This window comes from Microcoleus sp. A006_D1 (genome assembly GCF_036702805.1).
Lineage (GTDB): Bacteria > Cyanobacteriota > Cyanobacteriia > Cyanobacteriales > Microcoleaceae > Microcoleus.
Genome location: NZ_JAUBVZ010000026.1, coordinates 1 through 17200 on the forward strand (window position 1 = coordinate 1; position 17200 = coordinate 17200).

The 17200-nt window shown below is 47.7% G+C and carries 17 protein-coding genes; 9 read left to right on the forward strand and 8 right to left on the reverse strand.

Annotated features, from left to right (window positions below; genetic code table 11):
* Nucleotides 1-152 precede the first annotated feature (152 nt).
* On the reverse strand, nucleotides 153-386 hold the full coding sequence (locus QUB68_RS28435; RefSeq protein ID WP_006632006.1) for a DUF433 domain-containing protein: 234 nt from the start codon (nucleotides 384-386) through the stop codon (nucleotides 153-155).
* Nucleotides 387-532: 146 nt separating this feature from the next.
* Between QUB68_RS28435 and QUB68_RS28440 the strand changes: the two genes are divergently transcribed.
* The 4 genes from QUB68_RS28440 to QUB68_RS28455 all read left to right on the forward strand — a co-directional run bounded on the left by QUB68_RS28440 (nucleotide 533) and on the right by QUB68_RS28455 (nucleotide 2875).
* Nucleotides 533-793, forward strand: a complete 261-nt coding sequence (locus QUB68_RS28440; RefSeq protein WP_332998261.1) for a sulfiredoxin — start codon at nucleotides 533-535, stop codon at nucleotides 791-793.
* A 57-nt stretch (nucleotides 794-850) separates the two neighbouring features.
* Nucleotides 851-1402: a DNA starvation/stationary phase protection protein Dps gene (gene dps, locus QUB68_RS28445; RefSeq protein WP_332998262.1), complete on the forward strand. Its 552-nt coding sequence runs from the start codon at nucleotides 851-853 to the stop codon at nucleotides 1400-1402.
* A 275-nt stretch (nucleotides 1403-1677) separates the two neighbouring features.
* Nucleotides 1678-2310 carry a helix-turn-helix transcriptional regulator gene (locus QUB68_RS28450; protein ID WP_332998263.1) on the forward strand — a complete coding sequence of 211 codons (633 nt, stop codon included), beginning with the start codon at nucleotides 1678-1680 and terminating at the stop codon, nucleotides 2308-2310.
* Nucleotides 2311-2548: 238 nt separating this feature from the next.
* A complete protein-coding gene (locus tag QUB68_RS28455) occupies nucleotides 2549-2875 on the forward strand; it encodes an STAS domain-containing protein (protein WP_293148351.1) in 327 nt (108 codons plus the stop codon).
* A 56-nt stretch (nucleotides 2876-2931) separates the two neighbouring features.
* Here the strand turns inward: QUB68_RS28455 and QUB68_RS28460 are convergent, their stop codons facing one another.
* The gene (locus QUB68_RS28460) at nucleotides 2932-4068 is read right to left on the reverse strand and encodes a PP2C family protein-serine/threonine phosphatase (RefSeq protein ID WP_332998264.1); all 1137 of its coding nucleotides are present in this window, start codon (nucleotides 4066-4068) and stop codon (nucleotides 2932-2934) included.
* A gap of 286 nt (nucleotides 4069-4354) precedes the next feature.
* Here QUB68_RS28460 and QUB68_RS28465 point away from each other — a divergent pair, with 286 nt between their 5' ends.
* Nucleotides 4355-4528, forward strand: coding sequence for a hypothetical protein (locus QUB68_RS28465; RefSeq protein ID WP_332998265.1), 174 nt, complete (start codon nucleotides 4355-4357; stop codon nucleotides 4526-4528).
* A gap of 59 nt (nucleotides 4529-4587) precedes the next feature.
* The gene (locus QUB68_RS28470; RefSeq protein ID WP_332998266.1) at nucleotides 4588-5097 is read left to right on the forward strand and encodes an ATP-binding protein; all 510 of its coding nucleotides are present in this window, start codon (nucleotides 4588-4590) and stop codon (nucleotides 5095-5097) included.
* Between the two features lie 16 nt (nucleotides 5098-5113).
* On the opposite strand, the gene QUB68_RS28475 is transcribed toward QUB68_RS28470, so the two are convergent.
* On the reverse strand, nucleotides 5114-5881 hold the full coding sequence (locus QUB68_RS28475; RefSeq protein WP_332998267.1) for a DUF1350 family protein: 768 nt from the start codon (nucleotides 5879-5881) through the stop codon (nucleotides 5114-5116).
* Between the two features lie 457 nt (nucleotides 5882-6338).
* Nucleotides 6339-7370 carry a glycosyltransferase family 2 protein gene (locus tag QUB68_RS28480; RefSeq protein WP_332998268.1) on the reverse strand — a complete coding sequence of 344 codons (1032 nt, stop codon included), beginning with the start codon at nucleotides 7368-7370 and terminating at the stop codon, nucleotides 6339-6341.
* Between the two features lie 1077 nt (nucleotides 7371-8447).
* On the opposite strand from QUB68_RS28480, the gene ggt reads away from it, so the two are divergent.
* Nucleotides 8448-10172 (forward strand): gamma-glutamyltransferase, encoded by a 1725-nt coding sequence (ggt, locus tag QUB68_RS28485; RefSeq protein ID WP_332998269.1) that lies wholly within the window; start codon nucleotides 8448-8450, stop codon nucleotides 10170-10172.
* 429 nt (nucleotides 10173-10601) lie between these two features.
* Complete coding sequence (locus QUB68_RS28490; RefSeq protein ID WP_332998270.1) at nucleotides 10602-11468, forward strand: choice-of-anchor L family PEP-CTERM protein; 867 nt, start codon at nucleotides 10602-10604, stop codon at nucleotides 11466-11468.
* Between the two features lie 549 nt (nucleotides 11469-12017).
* Here QUB68_RS28490 and QUB68_RS28495 read toward each other — a convergent pair.
* The 4 genes from QUB68_RS28495 to QUB68_RS28510 form a co-directional block, all read right to left on the reverse strand.
* Entirely contained in the window at nucleotides 12018-13100 is a 1083-nt protein-coding gene (locus QUB68_RS28495) for a pentapeptide repeat-containing protein (RefSeq protein ID WP_332998271.1), read from the reverse strand.
* A 108-nt stretch (nucleotides 13101-13208) separates the two neighbouring features.
* Nucleotides 13209-14057: an alpha/beta fold hydrolase gene (locus QUB68_RS28500; protein ID WP_332998272.1), complete on the reverse strand. Its 849-nt coding sequence runs from the start codon at nucleotides 14055-14057 to the stop codon at nucleotides 13209-13211.
* A 134-nt stretch (nucleotides 14058-14191) separates the two neighbouring features.
* Nucleotides 14192-14917, reverse strand: a complete 726-nt coding sequence (locus QUB68_RS28505; RefSeq protein ID WP_332998273.1) for a DUF3120 domain-containing protein — start codon at nucleotides 14915-14917, stop codon at nucleotides 14192-14194.
* Nucleotides 14910-15491, reverse strand: coding sequence for a hypothetical protein (locus QUB68_RS28510; RefSeq protein ID WP_332998274.1), 582 nt, complete (start codon nucleotides 15489-15491; stop codon nucleotides 14910-14912). The genes QUB68_RS28505 and QUB68_RS28510 overlap by 8 nt, the downstream gene beginning before the upstream one ends.
* A 477-nt stretch (nucleotides 15492-15968) precedes the next feature.
* Between QUB68_RS28510 and QUB68_RS28515 the strand changes: the two genes are divergently transcribed.
* Nucleotides 15969-17165 (forward strand): ferrochelatase, encoded by a 1197-nt coding sequence (locus tag QUB68_RS28515; RefSeq protein WP_332998275.1) that lies wholly within the window; start codon nucleotides 15969-15971, stop codon nucleotides 17163-17165.
* Nucleotides 17166-17200 lie beyond the last annotated feature (35 nt).

Below are 17200 nucleotides of genomic sequence, written 5' to 3' on the forward strand. Positions count from 1 at the left end.
AACTAATTATTAAATGGGAGCGAAAAGTCAAAAACAAAGGTAATGCTTGTATCACAGTTTAAATGCGCAACAGCTTATAGCGAATTGTCAATTAAAGTTATCTGTCAGCCAATTTGCCAGAGTAGGTGGCAGTTGAGCATCGATCCAGATTTTCATGCCGTCAATCTTGGGAAATCGGTACGTCGTGCAGCAAACAGCAAGCAAGCTTGAATATCTGCAAGCTCCAAGTCAGGGAAATCTTCTAAAATCTCAGTAACGCTGACGTTCTCAGCCAGCATTTCTAGGATGTCCGTGACTCGAATTCGCATTCCTCGAATGCAGGGACGACCACCACACTGACCGGGGGTTTGGGTAATGCGAGTTAACAAGCCAGTTGTTGAGTTCATCAGGGGTTGCCTGCAAGTTGCTTGGTTTGTCTCCATCTTACCGAGTAATTATGTCCAAACCTTATTTTTGCCTCAGTCCTGATTTTGCTTGCCAAGTCGAAGTCATTACGAGTATGATTTAACAATAAGCAAAACAAAGAGCCGCCATGAGGATCGAAGCAATACCCCTCAACCAGATTCGCCGCCCCCTGCCGCGAGTCAACGACCAAACCAAAGTAGCCGCCCTCATGGATTCCATCCGCGAGGTAGGTTTAAACGAACCCATCGACGTGCTAGAGGTAGATGGCCAGTATTACGGATTTTCCGGCTGCCACCGCTACGAAGCTTGCCAGCGTCTCGGTTTAGAAACTATCCCGTGCAAAATCCGCCGAGCTCCCCGTGCTGTGTTGCAGATGCACCTAGCCTGAGCAATTCACGACAGGCAAATATTCGATCGCCAATCACCACTCACAACCTAAAAACCTATGACTACCAACAACCACAAACAACATCTTTACCCGACGCGCATCGATATGTCAGCCGGCACTCGCTCTCAAATAGTCGGGCTGCTCAACGCCACGCTAGCCACGACTCTGGACTTAAAAACTCAAGTCAAGCAAGCTCACTGGAACGTCAAAGGCATGGACTTCTACCAGTTGCACTTGCTGTTTGACGAAATGGCAACAGAACTCGAAGAATACATCGATTTAGTTGCCGAACGAGTCACAGCTTTGGGCGGTTTAGCTGTCGGAACAGCCCGCACAGCCGCCGCAGATTCGATCCTGCCAGAATTTCCTTTCGACATCCTAGACGGCAAAGAATACGTCACTGCTTTGGCCGATCGCTACGCACCCTACGCCCAACATCTACGAGTCGCGATCGACAAAGCAGGCGAACTCGGCGACGCCGATACAGCGGATCTCTACACCGAAATCTCGCGGGCAATTGACAAGCGTTTGTGGTTCCTAGAAGCGCATTTGCAAGGCTCTGCGACAACTGTAACAGCCGCCGCCCGCGAACAAGTTGCCGTCAAATAGCTACTTCTCTTGTGGGGCGTTGCTCCTAGCCCGCCACAGGCTTTCCGGCCTGTGCCACAAAAACTCTGATGGGGCGGGCCGAAAAGCCCGCCCCAAAGATGTATTTCCTTAAGGCTCCAGACAGTTTACGATCAAGAATATAGCGGTTCTCAAAAAAGTGAGGTATGCCATATCCCCTATGCCCTATGCCCTATGCCCTATGCCCATAGCCGTTCGCGTACCTGATCTTTCTGAGAAAGGCTATATGTCCATTTATTAATTTGGATGACTTTTTCGTGACCGCCAATATTCCAGATTATTCTGCTCAACTGCAACGCCTGATGCAACAAGCCGGGATTGCGAGCGATCGAGAACTCAGCCAAAAAGCCGGAGTTCCCGAAATTCAGCTCAGCCGCCTGCGTCGCGGCTTAGCTTTGAAAACCCGAGCCGACATCCTGCTCAAAATCAGTCAAGCTTTGCAAATTTCCTTAAACGAACTGCTCGCAACCTTGGCGCCAGACTGTGTAGAGTTAGAACCGGCAGCACCCACAGCAATAGAACAAGAATATCAGCGCCTGCAAGCTTCGATCGCACAGCAGCGAGAATCTTTGATGCAGGAATTCCAGCTCTCCAGCGTGCAAATTTTAGAATCTTGGATGTTGCAGTGGCCGACTGCTGCGAGCAAAGCTCAGGAAAATCATCATTTGCGCGCCCAGAAACTGCTGCCGTTGCTGCGGCCAGTCGAGCAGTTATTGGAGCATTGGGGGATAGAGTCGATCGCCCCAGTTGGAGCTGAGATTCCCTACAGCCCGCAACAGCACCAACTCCTTGAAGGAACAGCCCAGCCCGGAGAACCCGTCAAAGTCCGCTACACGGGATACAGACAAGGCGACAAACTTCTCTACCGCGCCAAAGTCAGCTTAGTTTGATGCCATTCGGCATTCGGCAGAACTAAGATTGTCCCCTCTCCAAATTCACTCGCGGTGGCGAAGCGCTGCGACTGCGATCGGCCCTGCGATCCTAGACGATCGCCCTCTCTTACACTCAAAACTCTTCTGCGGCTCTGTGGCTCTGGCGCTTTCTGGCTCTGTTATTTGGATCGGAGTCCGTCTCGCAGCTATACTAGCTTAGTCTGGACAAGAAATTCTGACCTTCCCACTGCAAAATATGAGTCCTGTAGTTAAAATTATTCAGCCCTCTGGCATTTTAGACGGCACCAAGGCAAGTCAATTCCGCCAAGAGATTAGCGACCTAGTGGAAGCGGGAGCCGATGTGGTATTAATAGACTTCCAAGATGTGACTTTTATGGATAGTTCTGGTTTAGGCGCTTTAGTCTTGGCGCTCAAAACAGTCCGGGCCGCCGGGAGTCAATTAGTCGTCTGTTCTATCAACGAGCAAATCCGCATCTTATTTGAACTCACCAGCATGGATCGAGTTTTCGAGATATTTCCGACCCGCGATGCTTTTAATAGCAAAATTCTCTCAACTAATTAAATCTTTTGGCTGCTGACTTCTTGCTATTTGGTCGCAGATGTGCTGTCAGAGGTCAGCTAGCCAAAGTTTACCTTGAGTAAAGACCAATCATCATCAAAAACTGCTTTAGCGTTCAACTTTTGAATGTAGTTCAAAACCAGTTCTAACTGGTCGGAAGTTGCACCGTTGTAAGCTGCTAGCAGGTCGATGAATGGGTCAAGCCCCCAGATATTGCCGTCAGGTTGGTGGATCTCGTATACCCCGTCGCTAAAGATGTAGAGAGTGCTCAAATCCTCGACATCGCAGCAATTATCGATATAGGGGGCGTCGGGGAACATTCCGACTGGCATTCCGGGGGTTTTTAATCGCTGGATTTTAGCAGTGGAAGCAGGCGACTGGGAAATCAACACGGCCGGGGGATGACCGGCGCTGGCGTAAGTGAGCTGGCGAGTAATGCGGTTGTAAACGCCGTACCAAATGGTGAAATATTTGTCATTTTGGTACGTCATCTGGAAGGTGGTGTTGAGCGCCCGCAAAACGTCGCTGGGTTTGTAGTAGTCAATGTTTGGCAGTGTGCGCGATCGCAGCAAATTCAGCACCGCTACAGAAGGCAGCGCCGCCCGCAAACCGTGACCGGCTACGTCGAGCAAGTAAATAGCCAAATAATCGGCATCCAGCCAGTTGTAGTCGAAGCAATCTCCCCCCAACTGCCGGGAGGGAATGAATTTTGCCTCAATGCTGAAAGGTTCCGTCATCGGATCTGGCAGCAGCGATTGCACGTACTCCGCCGCCTCGGCTAATTCTGCTTCCAGATTTTGCTTGGCTATTTTCAAATCTCGGCTGAGTTGGTGCAGCCGCAATCCGGCGCGGACTCTCGCCTGTAATTCGTTGAGTTCGATCGGCTTCGAGATAAAATCGTCGGCACCGGCGTCGAGCCCTTTGACTCGATCGGCGATCGAACCCAAAGAAGTCAACAAAAAGAATTGCGTCGTTGACAGATCCGGATCTGCCTTGACTCGACGGCAAACATCTATGCCCGTCAAGCGCGGCATGATCCAATCGCAAATTATCAGCGCCGGACGCAATTTTTGCGCCTGGGCTACACCGTCTTCGCCATTGCTTGCTACTGTTACTTCGTAACCCTGTTTTTTCAGGGTTCTTCTCAGCAGTTCTTGAACGGCAGTATCATCGTCAATAACCAGAATTTGAAACATGGGCACTCAGGTACTACAAGTCTTTCAAAGGTCTGGGGGTCATTAAAAATATATCCTGTCAGCGCGCTTGTCTGAGATTGAGTATAGTCTAATAACATCGGTTTGCAGGTAAATGCTTTTGCCGGCCAGCCATCGAGTTCAATTTACCTTTAAATTTGATGCAAATTTTGGTTCGGTCGAACTTCACTCAGTTTATACTCAGAACATAAACTTTTATGGACTTTTTTTGGCCGCAGGGGCGAATTGACTTCTGGACGCCACTTCTGGTATCGTAAATAGCTAATTAGTGGATTTGAGATTTACTTTCCTAGCAGCAAAAGCTAGTACGATCGAACTCCCATTCAATTTTCCCCGTTTTTCCATGCCGCAGCCGATCGAGAACGCGGAAAATGACGCGGCCGGTGAATCACTGCGATCGGTGATGTTGCCCCGCCTTGTGGGAAAAAAGTTAAAAACGTAAAGTAAAGGCAATACAATATTTGCCTATATTTTATGGAACTATAATTTCAGTGGCAGAGCGTGATTGAATTAAAAGGTTCCGAAAAGTTGCAAGTCCTAAAGAAAGCGGATCTTCAAATCAATACTGGTCTGAATGCTTTAGACCCTGTTTTGTCGTGGTTTGCACAATTGTACGACCCGAGAATTCCCACAAGTGTGTGGATACGCTGTCAGTTGGCTTTGGCTGAGGGCTTTACAAATGCGGTACGTCACGCCCACGAGGGCAAACGGCCGGATTTGCCGGTTGACATTGAGGTGGCGGTGTGTACTGAATCTGTAGAGATGAAAATTTGGGATTCGGGCCCGACCTTTGATTTAGACAAAAAAATTAAAGATATGTCGGAAAAAATAGATCCTGAAGCTTCGGGCGGGCGGGGTCTCAAGTTAATGAAAGACATCGCAGACAGTCTCAGTTATACCAGAACGGCTGATGGTCGCAACTGTCTGTCGATCGTCAAAAATTATACTCCTATCTCGCAGATGGACGATGAAGAGGATATTTTGCAACTACCGGAGGAACTTTCTGGTTAATTGGCGAGAGAAACTTTTAAACGCGGGACAGCGGGTTCAGCCACAGCAGAATTGTCCGTTTTAATTGGTTTAATTCTCGATACACTTCTTGTTTGACCCATTGGCCGATCGCGTCGAAGGGTGTAAAAATTTGACCTACAGGCCAGCTCACATCTTGACCTAAGGGCGTTTGATGGTTGCCGGCTAGAGTCTGAACTGTAATCATGTCGGGAAATCTCGGTTTGAGCAGACCGGTCAACAGCAGGGTTTGGTCGATGTTGTCGCTGTTAAATTTGACTAACAGATTGCGCCGGATTTGATAGCTATCTTGCACGAGGCGATTTGTTTGTTGCGGGGAAGGGGTAAACTCTACGTTAAAGACGGGGGAAATTTGCTCGGCCATCGGGATTGCTTCGGATGCCGGATAATTGTTGAAAGAGATCAGAATATTGCCTGCCCTTTCTACGTCAAACACCGAACCGATCAGCAAGTGCAGTTTGCATCCCATGCTGTGCCCCATGCCGTAAACTGGGAGATAGGAAGATTTGAGCAATTTAGTGGCGCGCAGGCGATCGAGGGCATTTTCAAATTTGTTGAGGACATCGCGGGCGATCGCCATGTGATCCAAAGTATTGACAAACGGCGTTGCTACCACCACATATCCTTGATTCCCCAAAGCCTCTAACAGCCAGCGATAGGTGAGTTGCGGTGCACTGGCGACAAATGCACCGCCGAGAAAATGTACGATCGCGGTCGGTTTAGAGGGAATTAATACCCAGTTGCCAGAAATTTCTTGCCAGTCCATAAATTCAATTTAGTTCAAAGTAAAAAGGCGATCGTCCTCTCTCCGGTAGAAGATAGAATTTTTTCTAAGTTTTTGCTGTTACTTTCTGCGTAAAAAAAGGGGTTTGTCACCCATTTTTTCCTTCAAAAAACGTTGCTTTTTACTCAATCATTATTTAGTGTAACTGTTTTGGCAGCAAATAGCACGGCGGGCGGGCGCTGAAGATGGGCGCGATCGATCTGTTTGAAGGTGACGCCGCAGCACTCAAGCCTGATATCAGATCGCCCGCTTTCAATGATTTTTATCTTGTCTGCATCCCCTGACAGAGCGATCTAGTTAGTTTGTAGTGAGGACTTTAGTCCTCTGATGATGAAGAGGACTAAAGTCCTCACTACAAACTAATTTAATCGGCTGCGATGCGGCTGAATTGACATCACCTAATTTCTTGACTGCAACCTGCATACAAATACAAGATTTTTTAGGAGAAGCCTCGGATGTGGGACGATCGCTGGGAGTTTAATTCTGCCCTATGACGGATGCCTTCTGCGGGTTGATGACTCAACTTTTCCTGAGACTTCATCCATTTCCACTTGTTGAGAGTAGCGATGGGGTTGAGGAGTGTGGTAGCGATGCCGAAAATAAGAGTCGGCAAAACCTCCCGATTTAACAAGCTTTGTCCCACCTTTCTCATGTAGTGCAGTGCCAAAACTTCTCGGAATTTGTTAAGTTTTTTCAACAGCGGCAAATTTTTAAAGCATACCTGTTCGTACTCGCCCAGCGATAACTCTTTTTCTCCCCGCAAGCGCCGCCGTTGGTTTTCCTTGACACAATCAGCAGCTATGCGCTTTTTCAGCCAGTGCTTGTCGGTGAGAGAGTTCCCTCTAATTCGATAATTTCCCAAAGGTGCTGTCGCCGCGAGCAAGCCGTACTTTTGAGCAATTTTTGTAAATAATTCTGTATCTTCTCCTACCTGCCAATCTTCTGCAAAGCCGCCTTCTTGGAGGAGTATAGAGCGATCGACTACAACAGAAGACGGAAAAACCCAAGGACTTTCGCCTGTCTCCTTAATCGCCTGCATTTCTGCTTTAGTTGTCGGATAGGTAGGAACGTAACTCAACTTGTTACCGCGCTTATCCAAATACCGCAAAGCGTGAGCCACAGCTTTGACATCGGGATTGTCTTCCAGCATTTTCAAACAAACTTCTAGCTTGTTGGGTTCCCAGGTATCGTCGCTGTCGAGAAACGCTACATACTCGCCCGTTGCCCGATCTATCATTAAATTTCTCGATTTAGAAACCCCATAATTTTGGGGATTTCGGAAGTATTGAATCCGGGAATCTTGCTCGGCAAGTTTAGCACCAATTTTGCCAGTATCATCAGTAGAGCAGTCATCAACAATTAAAATTTCTAGATGCTTGTGGGTACCATTGACTACGGAGGCAACTGCCTCTGCCAGAGTGTCCGCTGCATTCAATGCAGGAATGATTACACTGACTTTTGCGTTGTTCATAACTTGAATTAGGTGTGGTTTGGTAGTTGTTCGCCGAAGTATAGTCTTCGCCACATATGGCCCCTGAATTTGAATACTGCGATTAAATCTGTTTCCAGCACAAACTGGAGAATTGAAGACGTTGCAGCACAGCGACTGCTAAGAAGGTGCGATTTCCAGAAGTGTTGTCCAACGAAATCGGGGAAAATCTGAGTTTTGGGCCGTTGGTAGTTGTTTTGTCCGATTCGCCAAAACTGGCCGACCCCGAGAGCGGTCTAGGATAAGCTATGGTTGCCTAGAGTCTGGAAGCCGAGACTCTGACTTCTTCACGTGCAAGTACGTGTATTCCCGAAACTTACTTACGTACTGCCAATATAACAGGCTTACCAACCTGAGTGTTATCTACCCTAAGGGGGGATACCCATCAGAAGCTGAAGTGCAGACAATTTGGCGGGCAATTTTTCTCACACTCAGGCGTCAAAAATAAGACTTACCCAGAAAAACGAGGCATCACTCAAAATTGTGGTTTGACAGCGATATCTATGCTGAAAAACCGGGTTTCTGGCTGATATCGAGTTCGGTTAATCGCCGAGCCTCAAATTGTTTGTCCTGCGCGCGGGGCGGGCGATAGAGGACTCAAGTCCGAAGGATCGAACCTAATTGTAAATTTTCAACCAAACTTGAGAGTGAGAGCGGGTGAGTTTTGTTCGATCGATCGACTAAAAAGTCTAATAACTGCCCAAAAACCGCTATGCTAGGCTTGCGATGTGTTGCAGTCAAACAGCAATCAGCTCAAATTTTGACTTAATTGTTTTTGATATTTCATCAACTAATTTTTTCTGCGTTCATCAGCTTGGTTGAGATAATAAGTAGTTGCTCAATAAAGATGCTGTTTCAAACTTGTTTGATGATTGAGTTTCCATAAACTGTTCCTGATTTCCCTGTTCCTGTTTCACTGGGAGAGCCTCCCAGCCTCAAACTCTCTTCTCCTCTGGGATCGCAGGTAATTGCTCTGCGGTTGAACTCAGTAGCGATCGGTCTGGTGGCAAGGTGCTCGTAAAATTATACTGTAAACAATCCTCAGATTACACGTAAAAAATGTTACCAAAATTTTTCATAAAAGCGCGAATTTATACTTGTTTCCTCACAGTGGTGCTGTTTGGCTGCCAGCAGCCACAGCCAAACTCGCAGCAACAGCAGCGCAGCAAACAGGGCATGGCAGTTTCGGCTCACCCCCTGGCGAGCGCTGCGGGGCACAGCGTGCTGCAACAGGGAGGCAATGCAGTGGATGCGGCGGCTGCTACGGCTTTGGCGATTTCGGTGGTGGAGCCTTTTTCAGCGGGTATCGGCGGCGGGGGGTTTTTGCTGCTGCGGCGGGCCGAAACGGGGACTGTGCAAGCGCTGGATTTCCGGGAACGAGCTCCGAAACGGGCGACGCGCAATATGTACCTGGACAAGCAAGGCAAGGTGCGCCCGAGGGCAAGTCTGGACGGGCATTTGGCTGCGGGCATTCCGGGGACTGTGGCTGGACTTTATACGGTGCACCGCGAGTACGGGAAGTTGCCTTGGGCGCAGGTGGTGGCGCCGGCGATCGCCCTGGCTGAAAATGGCTTTCCGGTGAGTTCGCGCTTCACAAAGGCCGTTGGGGGGCGAGTGGATGCGATCAAAAACAACCGGGCGGCGCGGGAAGTTTTTACTCGCGGTGGCGTTTTATACCAGCCTGGGGAGCTTTTGGTGCAGCGGGATTTGGCGCGGACATTACGGAGCATTGCTAAAAATCCGCAAAGTTTTTATACCGGGGATATTGCTCGGGCGATCGCCTCCGATATGGCTAAAAACGGCGGCATCATGACTCTCGAAGACCTCAAAAACTATACGCCGATTTGGCGCAATCCAATTTGCGGCAAGTTTCGGGCTTACGAAATTTGCGCGATGTCGCCTCCTTCTTCTGGTGGCGTTCATTTGTTGCAAATCTTAAATATTCTCGGAGATACGGATCTCAAGAGGTTGGGGAGGCAAAGTCCAGATACTTTGCACTTGCTGGCGGAGAGCATGAGGATTGCTTATGCTGACAGGGCTGAGTATTTGGGCGATCCGGATTTTGTGACGGTACCGGTTAAAGCTCTGACTAGCAAGAATTATGGCAAATTGCGCCGATCGCAAATCGATATCTCAAAAGCCAAACCCTCGGGCCAGGTAAAAGCGGTTGACGCTAAAACTTTGAGCCGTTTTGTGTACGAGTCGCCGGAAACTACGCACCTGACGGTAGTTGACAAAGATCGCAATGTGGTGAGTTTGACGTTTACGGTGAACGGCGGTTTTGGGGCTGGGGCGGTGGCGGCGGGTACGGGAATTTTGCTTAACAACGAGATGGACGATTTTGCGGCGGCGGCTGGAGTTCCGAATTTGTTTGGTTTGGTGGGCGGTGAGGCAAATTCGATCGCCCCGGGGAAGACTCCTTTATCCAGCATGACGCCGGTGATTGTCACGGAAAATGGCAAATTCCGCCTGGCTGCGGGGGCTCCCGGAGGCAGCACGATTATTACCACGGTGCTGCAAATTGTCCTCAATGTGTTGGTTTACGACATGAATGTGGGCGATGCTGTATCTGCGCCTCGGGTACACCACCAGTGGCAGCCCGATCGCCTGAGGGTGGAACGCGGAGGTTTTGATGCTGCGACGCTTGCGGAGTTGCGCCGGCGGGGACACCAAATTGTAGAACGTGACGGCTGGGGAAATGCTAATGCGATCGGGCTGACTGGTGACGGTTGGTTGGAAGGTGCTGCCGATCGGCGCGGGGAAGGAGAAGCAAGGGGGTTTTAGTCCTCAGTCATGAATCATTAATCATGAGACGAGCAATTGCATTGCAGAAGCTCTGAATCTTTGAAATTATCTGCGTTTATCTGCGTTTATCTGCGTTTATCTGCGCTTGGACGATCGAATATTTATGCAATAAGTCTATTGGTGATGGTGGCGATCGCCAACCGTATCAAAAAAACCCGGTTTCATTGGTATCCCTTACGTAACTCGTGAAATCATTAGTCGGTCTGCGTATATTCTGGCATCCGTATTTTTGCTACCGGGTGATTTTTTGAGTGATTAACTCCCAAAAAATACCCCAAAAAATTGACTACAAAAACCGTATAATTACGGAGATATAAATTGTTTGCAAAGGCACTAGACAGTGATAGTTATATAGTGTGACAATGAATACAAGCATTTAATCAACTTTGTCTTTTTACCTAATAATTTATGATAAAAAATCACCAAATAGCTGCCTTAACTGCTGCATTGACTGGTGTTCTGAGCTTGTTGGCAGCGCCAGCAATGGCATTTTCGGTAGGGGCAACTAATAACACTGAGACTTTGAAAAATAATTTATTGGGAACCAATACAGCGGGCTTGAGTAATTTCTCTGTTTCAATTACGGGGAATGAGGCTGCTTTTGGTACTTTCACTAATGACCCTTTCGGCTTGAAATCAGGTGTGGTTCTCAGCACTGGTAAAGTCGCCGATATACCGGGAAAGAATCGCAAAGATAACGTAATGACCAACGGCAGCGATTTAAACACGGATTTTGGGCCTAAGGGTGAAGAGGGGGATTTGACTCAGCTCAACCTCAGCTTTTTTGCTAATTCCACGGTTGAAAAATTGTTGTTTGAATATGTATTTGCTTCGGAGGAGTTTCCAGAGTTCGGCGGTTCTGAATTTAATGACGAGTTTCAACTGCTGCTGAACGGCACTAATTTGGCAAAATTGAGCGACGGGAAAACAGTTACGATTAATAATCTTGTTCCCGATCCAAATAATCGCTCTACAGATCACCCAGACTATATTGACAACCCAAGTTTGACAGGTATTGCTGCTAACATCATTAAGCTGGACGGTTTTACTAAAGTTTTAGGTTTTGAGGGTTTGCTCAAGCAAAATCAGATGAATGTTCTCAGCATCCGCATTAAAGATGTGGGTGACGGTAATTTAGATTCTGCTGTATTTATTAAAGGCGGTTCTGTAGGGACGCTAAAAGCTGAGGCGGTTCCCGAGCCGATGACTGTAGGGGGTTTGATGGCGGGAGGCGCTATGCTGGCTGCTGGGCGAAAATTGCGGCGCCGGAAGTAATTAATAACGGAAGTCATTAGTCCGAGGGAAGTCGGAAGAAGTCCGAGGGAAGTCGGAAAAAACTGCAACAGTTTTGGCGGTTGCTTTCATTCAGTTGACAGTTGACAGCTTGCCCTGAGCGAAGCCGAAGGGTTGACAGTTGACAGCTACTTCTACCTAGAAGGAAGAGGATTGGAGTAATGAATAGTCTGATTTTAATTTCTCGCCTTTAGGGCTTGGGGCTTTAAACCAATTCTTTCTGGTAAAATGAAGCTCGATTAACGGTGTTGGAGGCAGAAAGAAAGAAAGAAAGAAAGAAAGAAAGAAAGAAAGAAAGAAAGAAAGAAAGAAAGCGGGAACGCTATAAGTTGGTAGTGAGGAATAGAACTCTTGCAAAAGTCTTTTTAATCAAATTTTGGAACGGGCAAGATGCCCGTTCCACATAAAAAATTATTTTTGTAGAACGGGCCGGAGAGCCCGTTCCTAGCTATTTTTGCAATAGGTCTAATACAAGTCCTATTCAAAGTCAGAGGACTTGCATTCCTCACTACTAACGAAAAAGTAAATGCTTTAACTGTGAACCGTACCGTCGGGCAAGATTGTACCTGTTAATCTAGCTCCCGTAAGTTTTACCATAACCCGATCGCCATAACCGATTTTAGCCCCTGTTAAATCCGCACCGCTCAAGTCTGCACCGCTCAAATCCGCTCCGATTAAGTTGGTTTCTCTCAAGTTGGCATTGATCAAACAAGCCCCTAACAAGTTCGCCCTGAACAAGTTAGCTTGCTGCAAATTCGCGCCTGTGAGGTTGATGTTGTGCAGAAAAGTATCGCTTAAGTCGGCTTCACTCAGGTTGGCATTGCTCAAGTTTCTCCCTGAAAAATCCTTTTCTTTTAAGGAAGCTCCTTTGAAGTTGGAACCGCTCAAATCGGGAGCTTGCGGCGCTGCTTGGCGGTAAGACTGAGATGGCTGCGGCGGCTGCGATTGGTAGCGCGAGGCACTTGAATAGGGCCCGGTCGGATTTGCAGCATAGTTTCCCCCATAGTTTCCCGCATAATTCCCAGCAGATTTTCCTGAAGACGGCTCCGAAGAGTAGCGGGGTTCTTTTGGCGTTGCTGGCGGCGGCTGGGTGTTTTGTGGCTGATTGTTTTGGTACTGAGTGTTTTTGTACTGAGTGCTTTGTGGCTGATTGTTTTGGTACTGAGTGTTTCTGTACTGAGTGTTTTGCTGCTGAGTATTTTGATACTGACTATTTTGGTACTGAGTATTTTGGTGCTGAGTATTTTGTGGCTGGGTGTGTTTGTGCTGGGTGTTTTGTTGCTGGGTGTGTTTGTGCTGGGTGTTTTGTTGCTGGGTGTTTTGTTGCTGGGTGCTTTGTTGCTGGGTGTTTTGTTGCTGGGTGCTTTTGTGCTGAGTATTTCTGTGCTGAGTGTTCTGATTCTGACCTCTTGGCTGAATCGATCGCAATTGTTCGCGAGCTTGATTAATTTCCTTAATCTTTTCTTCAGCTTTCTGTAGTAGTCTAGGATTATCTTTGGGGATGCGATCGGGGTGCCAAATGAACGCTAAATCCTTATAGGCCTGGCTAATTTCTTCTCGGGAGGCTCCCGGCAATAGTCCCAGCACTTTATAGTATTGGTCGAGGTCGTTCATTGTACCACCTTTCGCGTTAAGAAATTAGAAATTAAAAATTAAGATCGGAGCAAAAGCCTCTGTAAAAGCTTGCTTGTCCGATCGTACATTGGATGAACTATAACTCAGCTATGCCGCTGCTGGCAAAAAGTCTCGGATTAGCTGCAAATATGTTGCGGCATCCTCCAGCATCGGAAAGTGAGCCGTATTGGGAATTATAACAAATTCTACTTTTTTGCTGAGGGAGGCTGCTTGCTCTCCCATGACGGCGGGGATAATTCGATCGAATTCTCCGGCGACAAGCAGTGTGGGCACACTCAACCGTGCGAATTCTGCGGGCATTTCCTCGGCTGCTCTTTTGCTGACTGCTGTCACCATTGTACCTATAGCAGCTTCCTCGTCGGCCATTAAGAAATCCTTGAGAAACGCCAGACTGACTGCTGTGGGGAGAGATTGGCGCAAAAACCGGGCCATAAAGATGCGATCGGCAAACGGGATAGAAGCCAGCCAAGACGGGCGAAATTTGACCACATAGCCGCCGAATTTGTGAAAGGTGGTGAAGGCTTGCTCGTCGTATTCAAAAATCCCGCTGCAAGTGAGAATCGCTTTTTCTACTTTTTCGGGGTAAAGGTTGAGAAATAAAGTAGCAATTGATGCTCCTGTGGAGTGAGCGTTGAGAAAGACGCGGCTTAAATTCAGAGCTTCTAATAATTCGGCTAAGTCGCGGGCGTAGGTTTCGAGCTCGTAGCTGGACTCAGGAGGTTCTGTCGGTAAGGGCGATCGGCCAAATCCTCTCATATCGTACAACAAACAATCAAAATCGTCGGCAATAGCGCGCGCTGTGCTTTCCCAGTAGCGGGCTGAGCCAGCCCAGCCGTGGAGAAATACCATTACAGGTTTGCCGCTGGGTTGGGCGCTCTTGTCTGCTGTTATCCACTCGTAATAATGTTCTACACCGCGAATTGAAATGAAAGCCATGATGTCGATTTTAGATTTTGGATTTTAGATTTTAGATTGTAACTCGCGATCGTTAACTAAATACCCATATCAAAAAAATCTGCGTCCATCCGCGTCAATCTGCCCACATCTGCGGTCAAAAATCCGCAGAAATCTCAAGCGGCAGAAGCTGCGATCCAAAACAAACCATCCACCAAAAGCGTACTCAAAACTGCACCGCTGAAGGCGCGCCAGTGCAATTGCTTGTCGCGCAAACTCAGCAAACCGACTGTTAGCAACACACCGATTAATACTAAAGCGCAACCGATGCCCCAAGGAGTTTCGATTTGCCCGATCGCACTGTGAAAAATCGGCATCGCGAATTCCGGTTCCGCGTGCATCACTTGGCGCCAGTAGGGCATCAACCCAGTTAAATAAAAATATAAGTCAGTAATCGCAGTGCCAAATAACGAACCCAAGTAAAAATATGCGCCAACTTTTCCCCAAGATTTGTTCAAACACCAAATAGCAAAGGGCAAGCCAATTGCTTCTATAGGTAAGTGCAGAATTGGTTCCCATCTAAACCAGCCCCAATAGATGGAACCTGCCAGCCAACATCCGGCAAATCCTAATAATAAGTCTCCCCAAAGTTGGGTTTTAGGGCGGAAAATTAGGATTAAACTGATGACGAACCAGGGGATTGTTGAGAGTAAGCTGATGGTTGGATATAAGCGAACTAAGGGTGCTTGCACGAAGACGGGAATTGATACTAAAAATGCTGATGCGCCAAATATTAGCCACTGTTTGATGCTGTTTGTTTTGTCAGAAGTGACAGAATTGTCAAGGCGGGTGAGGGTGGCAATCGGTGCGATCGCAGATGATACTAAATCTAAATTAAACAACTGACTGGACTCCGTATTGTTTCAATAGGTGGACTAAAAATTGTGCTGCTGTTGTCGGTGCGGCTGTCTCAATGCCCGCAGTTTGGCTGATGTGCCAGCCTGTTGCCGCTTGGGGATCGCGCCATAAATCCAAATGCGCTAACGGCGGATCTGCGTAAAAGCTGTCTCCACCGCTGCCTAGAATGGCCGAGCTCCAGTGCGTGAAGCGATCGTGGCTGATGCGGTGGATGGGGAAATTGCCCCCCAGGGGTACTCCCCAGCCGTCTAGGGCAAAAAAAGCCCCGACTTTGCCGCCGATTTGCTGCCACATCCAAGCCGCCCCGATCGCCCCCGCTACTCCTGCCGAAAAGCTGACAAATACTAGACTTTCTCCTGCTAAGTCTTGGCTGCACAAAAAGTGCAATATGTCAAGAGCTGAAAAAGGCGGATATTTATGAGCGGGAAAAATCTTGACGCGATCGACTATTTGCGGATTTTGCCGAGGATATTCATCTTCCCAAACCTCCGAAAGTCCCGCCAGGAAACAATCAGTGAGTTTTGGGTCGTGGATTCCGGGGCAAATTACCAGTCTCATAGTTCGTCAAGAAAGTTAATATACTTCGCAACATAACTTTATCATATTTCACTTTTATTATATACCATCCGGGGGGATAGGGTGTTAAACTTATAATAGAGCAAAGTTTGAAGAGTATCCCCCCAATTTAAAGGCTGGGAACGCTCCAAACAGCTTGAATCACAGGCAAGGTGAGAGAGTCTTAAGAAAACATAAAAATTATCCCCCCCTACCCCATTTCCTGTCAGGCTTAGCAAAGCCTGGTTCGAGTTTTAGCCGCCCTACGGGTTTCGGGTAAGAGTAAAAAGCCGATTTAGGACTGACGCTCATCAATCCGGTTTCTAGGATAAATAAGAGGTTTAGCCCGAAAGTATCGGCGCAGAAACCGGGAATCAGCCCCGCACGCAACCTTCGTGCGATCGCCAAAAATCAAAAATCTCAGATTCACTCTTCATCCTGCCTGCGACTCTTAGCATAAATAAAATTGAGGAATACAAAGTGGTTGCTTCTCCAGAAAAAATTCAGTTAAAAACATCTCCTGCACCCGCAAGTAACGATCGCGTTGCTGTATTGCTGATGGGTTACGGCGAAGTCGAAAGCTACGACGATTTTGCCAACTACAACGAACAAGCTTTAAACTTACTTACGGCAAAGTTTGCCCCGGTACCGACTTGGATTTATCCGCCGCTGGCAAAGATTTTAGCAATCTTTGACTTGCACGAGTGGAGTCACCAGCACGGTCAATTCGTCTCGCCGCACAATGCTATTTTTGAACAGCAGCGCGCCGGGATTGAAAAGAATTTGCAGGAAAAATGGGGCGATAAAGTAAAAGTTTTCAAAGCTTTTAACTTTTGCGCGCCGTTTTTGCCGGAACAAGTAATCCCGCAAATTAAAGCACAAGGATTTGACAAAATTCTGATTTATCCGCTGTTGGTAGTTGATTCTGTTTTCACCAGCGGCATTGCAGTCGAACAGGTGAATAAAGCTTTAGCACAAACATTTGATGGCAAAGAACATTGGGTAACAGGACAGCGCTACATTCCTTCTTTTTACGATGAACCGGCTTATATTCAGCTAATGGCGGATTTGGTTGAAGAAGAAATTAAGAACGATTTAGCAGTAGCGCATTTGCCTTCTCAGATTGGAATCGTGCTGATGAATCACGGTTGTCCGCACAAGGCGAAGGGCTTTACTTCGGGAATTGTGGAAAGTCAAGCTTTGTACGATCGCGTGCGGGAACGTTTGATGTATCGCTATCCTTTGATTTCGGTGGGTTGGCTGAATCACGACACGCCTCTGATTGAGTGGACTCAGCCGGATGCGACGTTGGCTGCGAAGAATTTGATCGATTTGGGTGCAACTGCGATCGTGTTTATGCCGATCGGATTTGCGACAGAAAATCACGAAACTTTGTTAGATGTAGACCATATTATTGAGGGTTTGCAGAAGCAGCGTCAAGGAGTTACTTACCGCAAATTGCCTTGTGTAAATGACCATCCTGAGTTCCTGAAAATGGCCGCAGAGTGGGCTAATCCTCAAATTGAAGCGTTGTTGAGTGAAAGTGCGATCGCTGTTAATCCGAATTTGGTTGTACGGGATCACGTACATTCTCATAGCGATCATGGGCATTCTCACGGCGAGCATTCTCATGGGGATCATGGTCATTCTCATGGTGGGCACGGGCACAATCACTAATAGGACTTGAGCCTGAGAGCTCTGAAACCGGGTTT

Excerpts from the sequence above, each read along its gene's own strand:
- QUB68_RS28495 (WP_332998271.1), bottom strand. The coding sequence starts at position 13,100 with ATGAACGACCTCGACCAATACTATAAAGTGCTGGGACTATTGCCGGGA.
- QUB68_RS28480 (WP_332998268.1), bottom strand. The coding sequence starts at position 7,370 with ATGAACAACGCAAAAGTCAGTGTAATCATTCCTGCATTGAATGCAGCG.
- QUB68_RS28435 (WP_006632006.1), bottom strand. The coding sequence starts at position 386 with ATGAACTCAACAACTGGCTTGTTAACTCGCATTACCCAAACCCCCGGT.
- QUB68_RS28490 (WP_332998270.1), top strand. The coding sequence starts at position 10,602 with ATGATAAAAAATCACCAAATAGCTGCCTTAACTGCTGCATTGACTGGT.
- ggt (WP_332998269.1), top strand. The coding sequence starts at position 8,448 with ATGTTACCAAAATTTTTCATAAAAGCGCGAATTTATACTTGTTTCCTC.
- QUB68_RS28460 (WP_332998264.1), bottom strand. The coding sequence starts at position 4,068 with ATGTTTCAAATTCTGGTTATTGACGATGATACTGCCGTTCAAGAACTG.
- QUB68_RS28440 (WP_332998261.1), top strand. The coding sequence starts at position 533 with ATGAGGATCGAAGCAATACCCCTCAACCAGATTCGCCGCCCCCTGCCG.
- QUB68_RS28455 (WP_293148351.1), top strand. The coding sequence starts at position 2,549 with ATGAGTCCTGTAGTTAAAATTATTCAGCCCTCTGGCATTTTAGACGGC.
- QUB68_RS28500 (WP_332998272.1), bottom strand. The coding sequence starts at position 14,057 with ATGGCTTTCATTTCAATTCGCGGTGTAGAACATTATTACGAGTGGATA.
- QUB68_RS28510 (WP_332998274.1), bottom strand. The coding sequence starts at position 15,491 with ATGAGACTGGTAATTTGCCCCGGAATCCACGACCCAAAACTCACTGAT.
- QUB68_RS28475 (WP_332998267.1), bottom strand. The coding sequence starts at position 5,881 with ATGGACTGGCAAGAAATTTCTGGCAACTGGGTATTAATTCCCTCTAAA.
- dps (WP_332998262.1), top strand. The coding sequence starts at position 851 with ATGACTACCAACAACCACAAACAACATCTTTACCCGACGCGCATCGAT.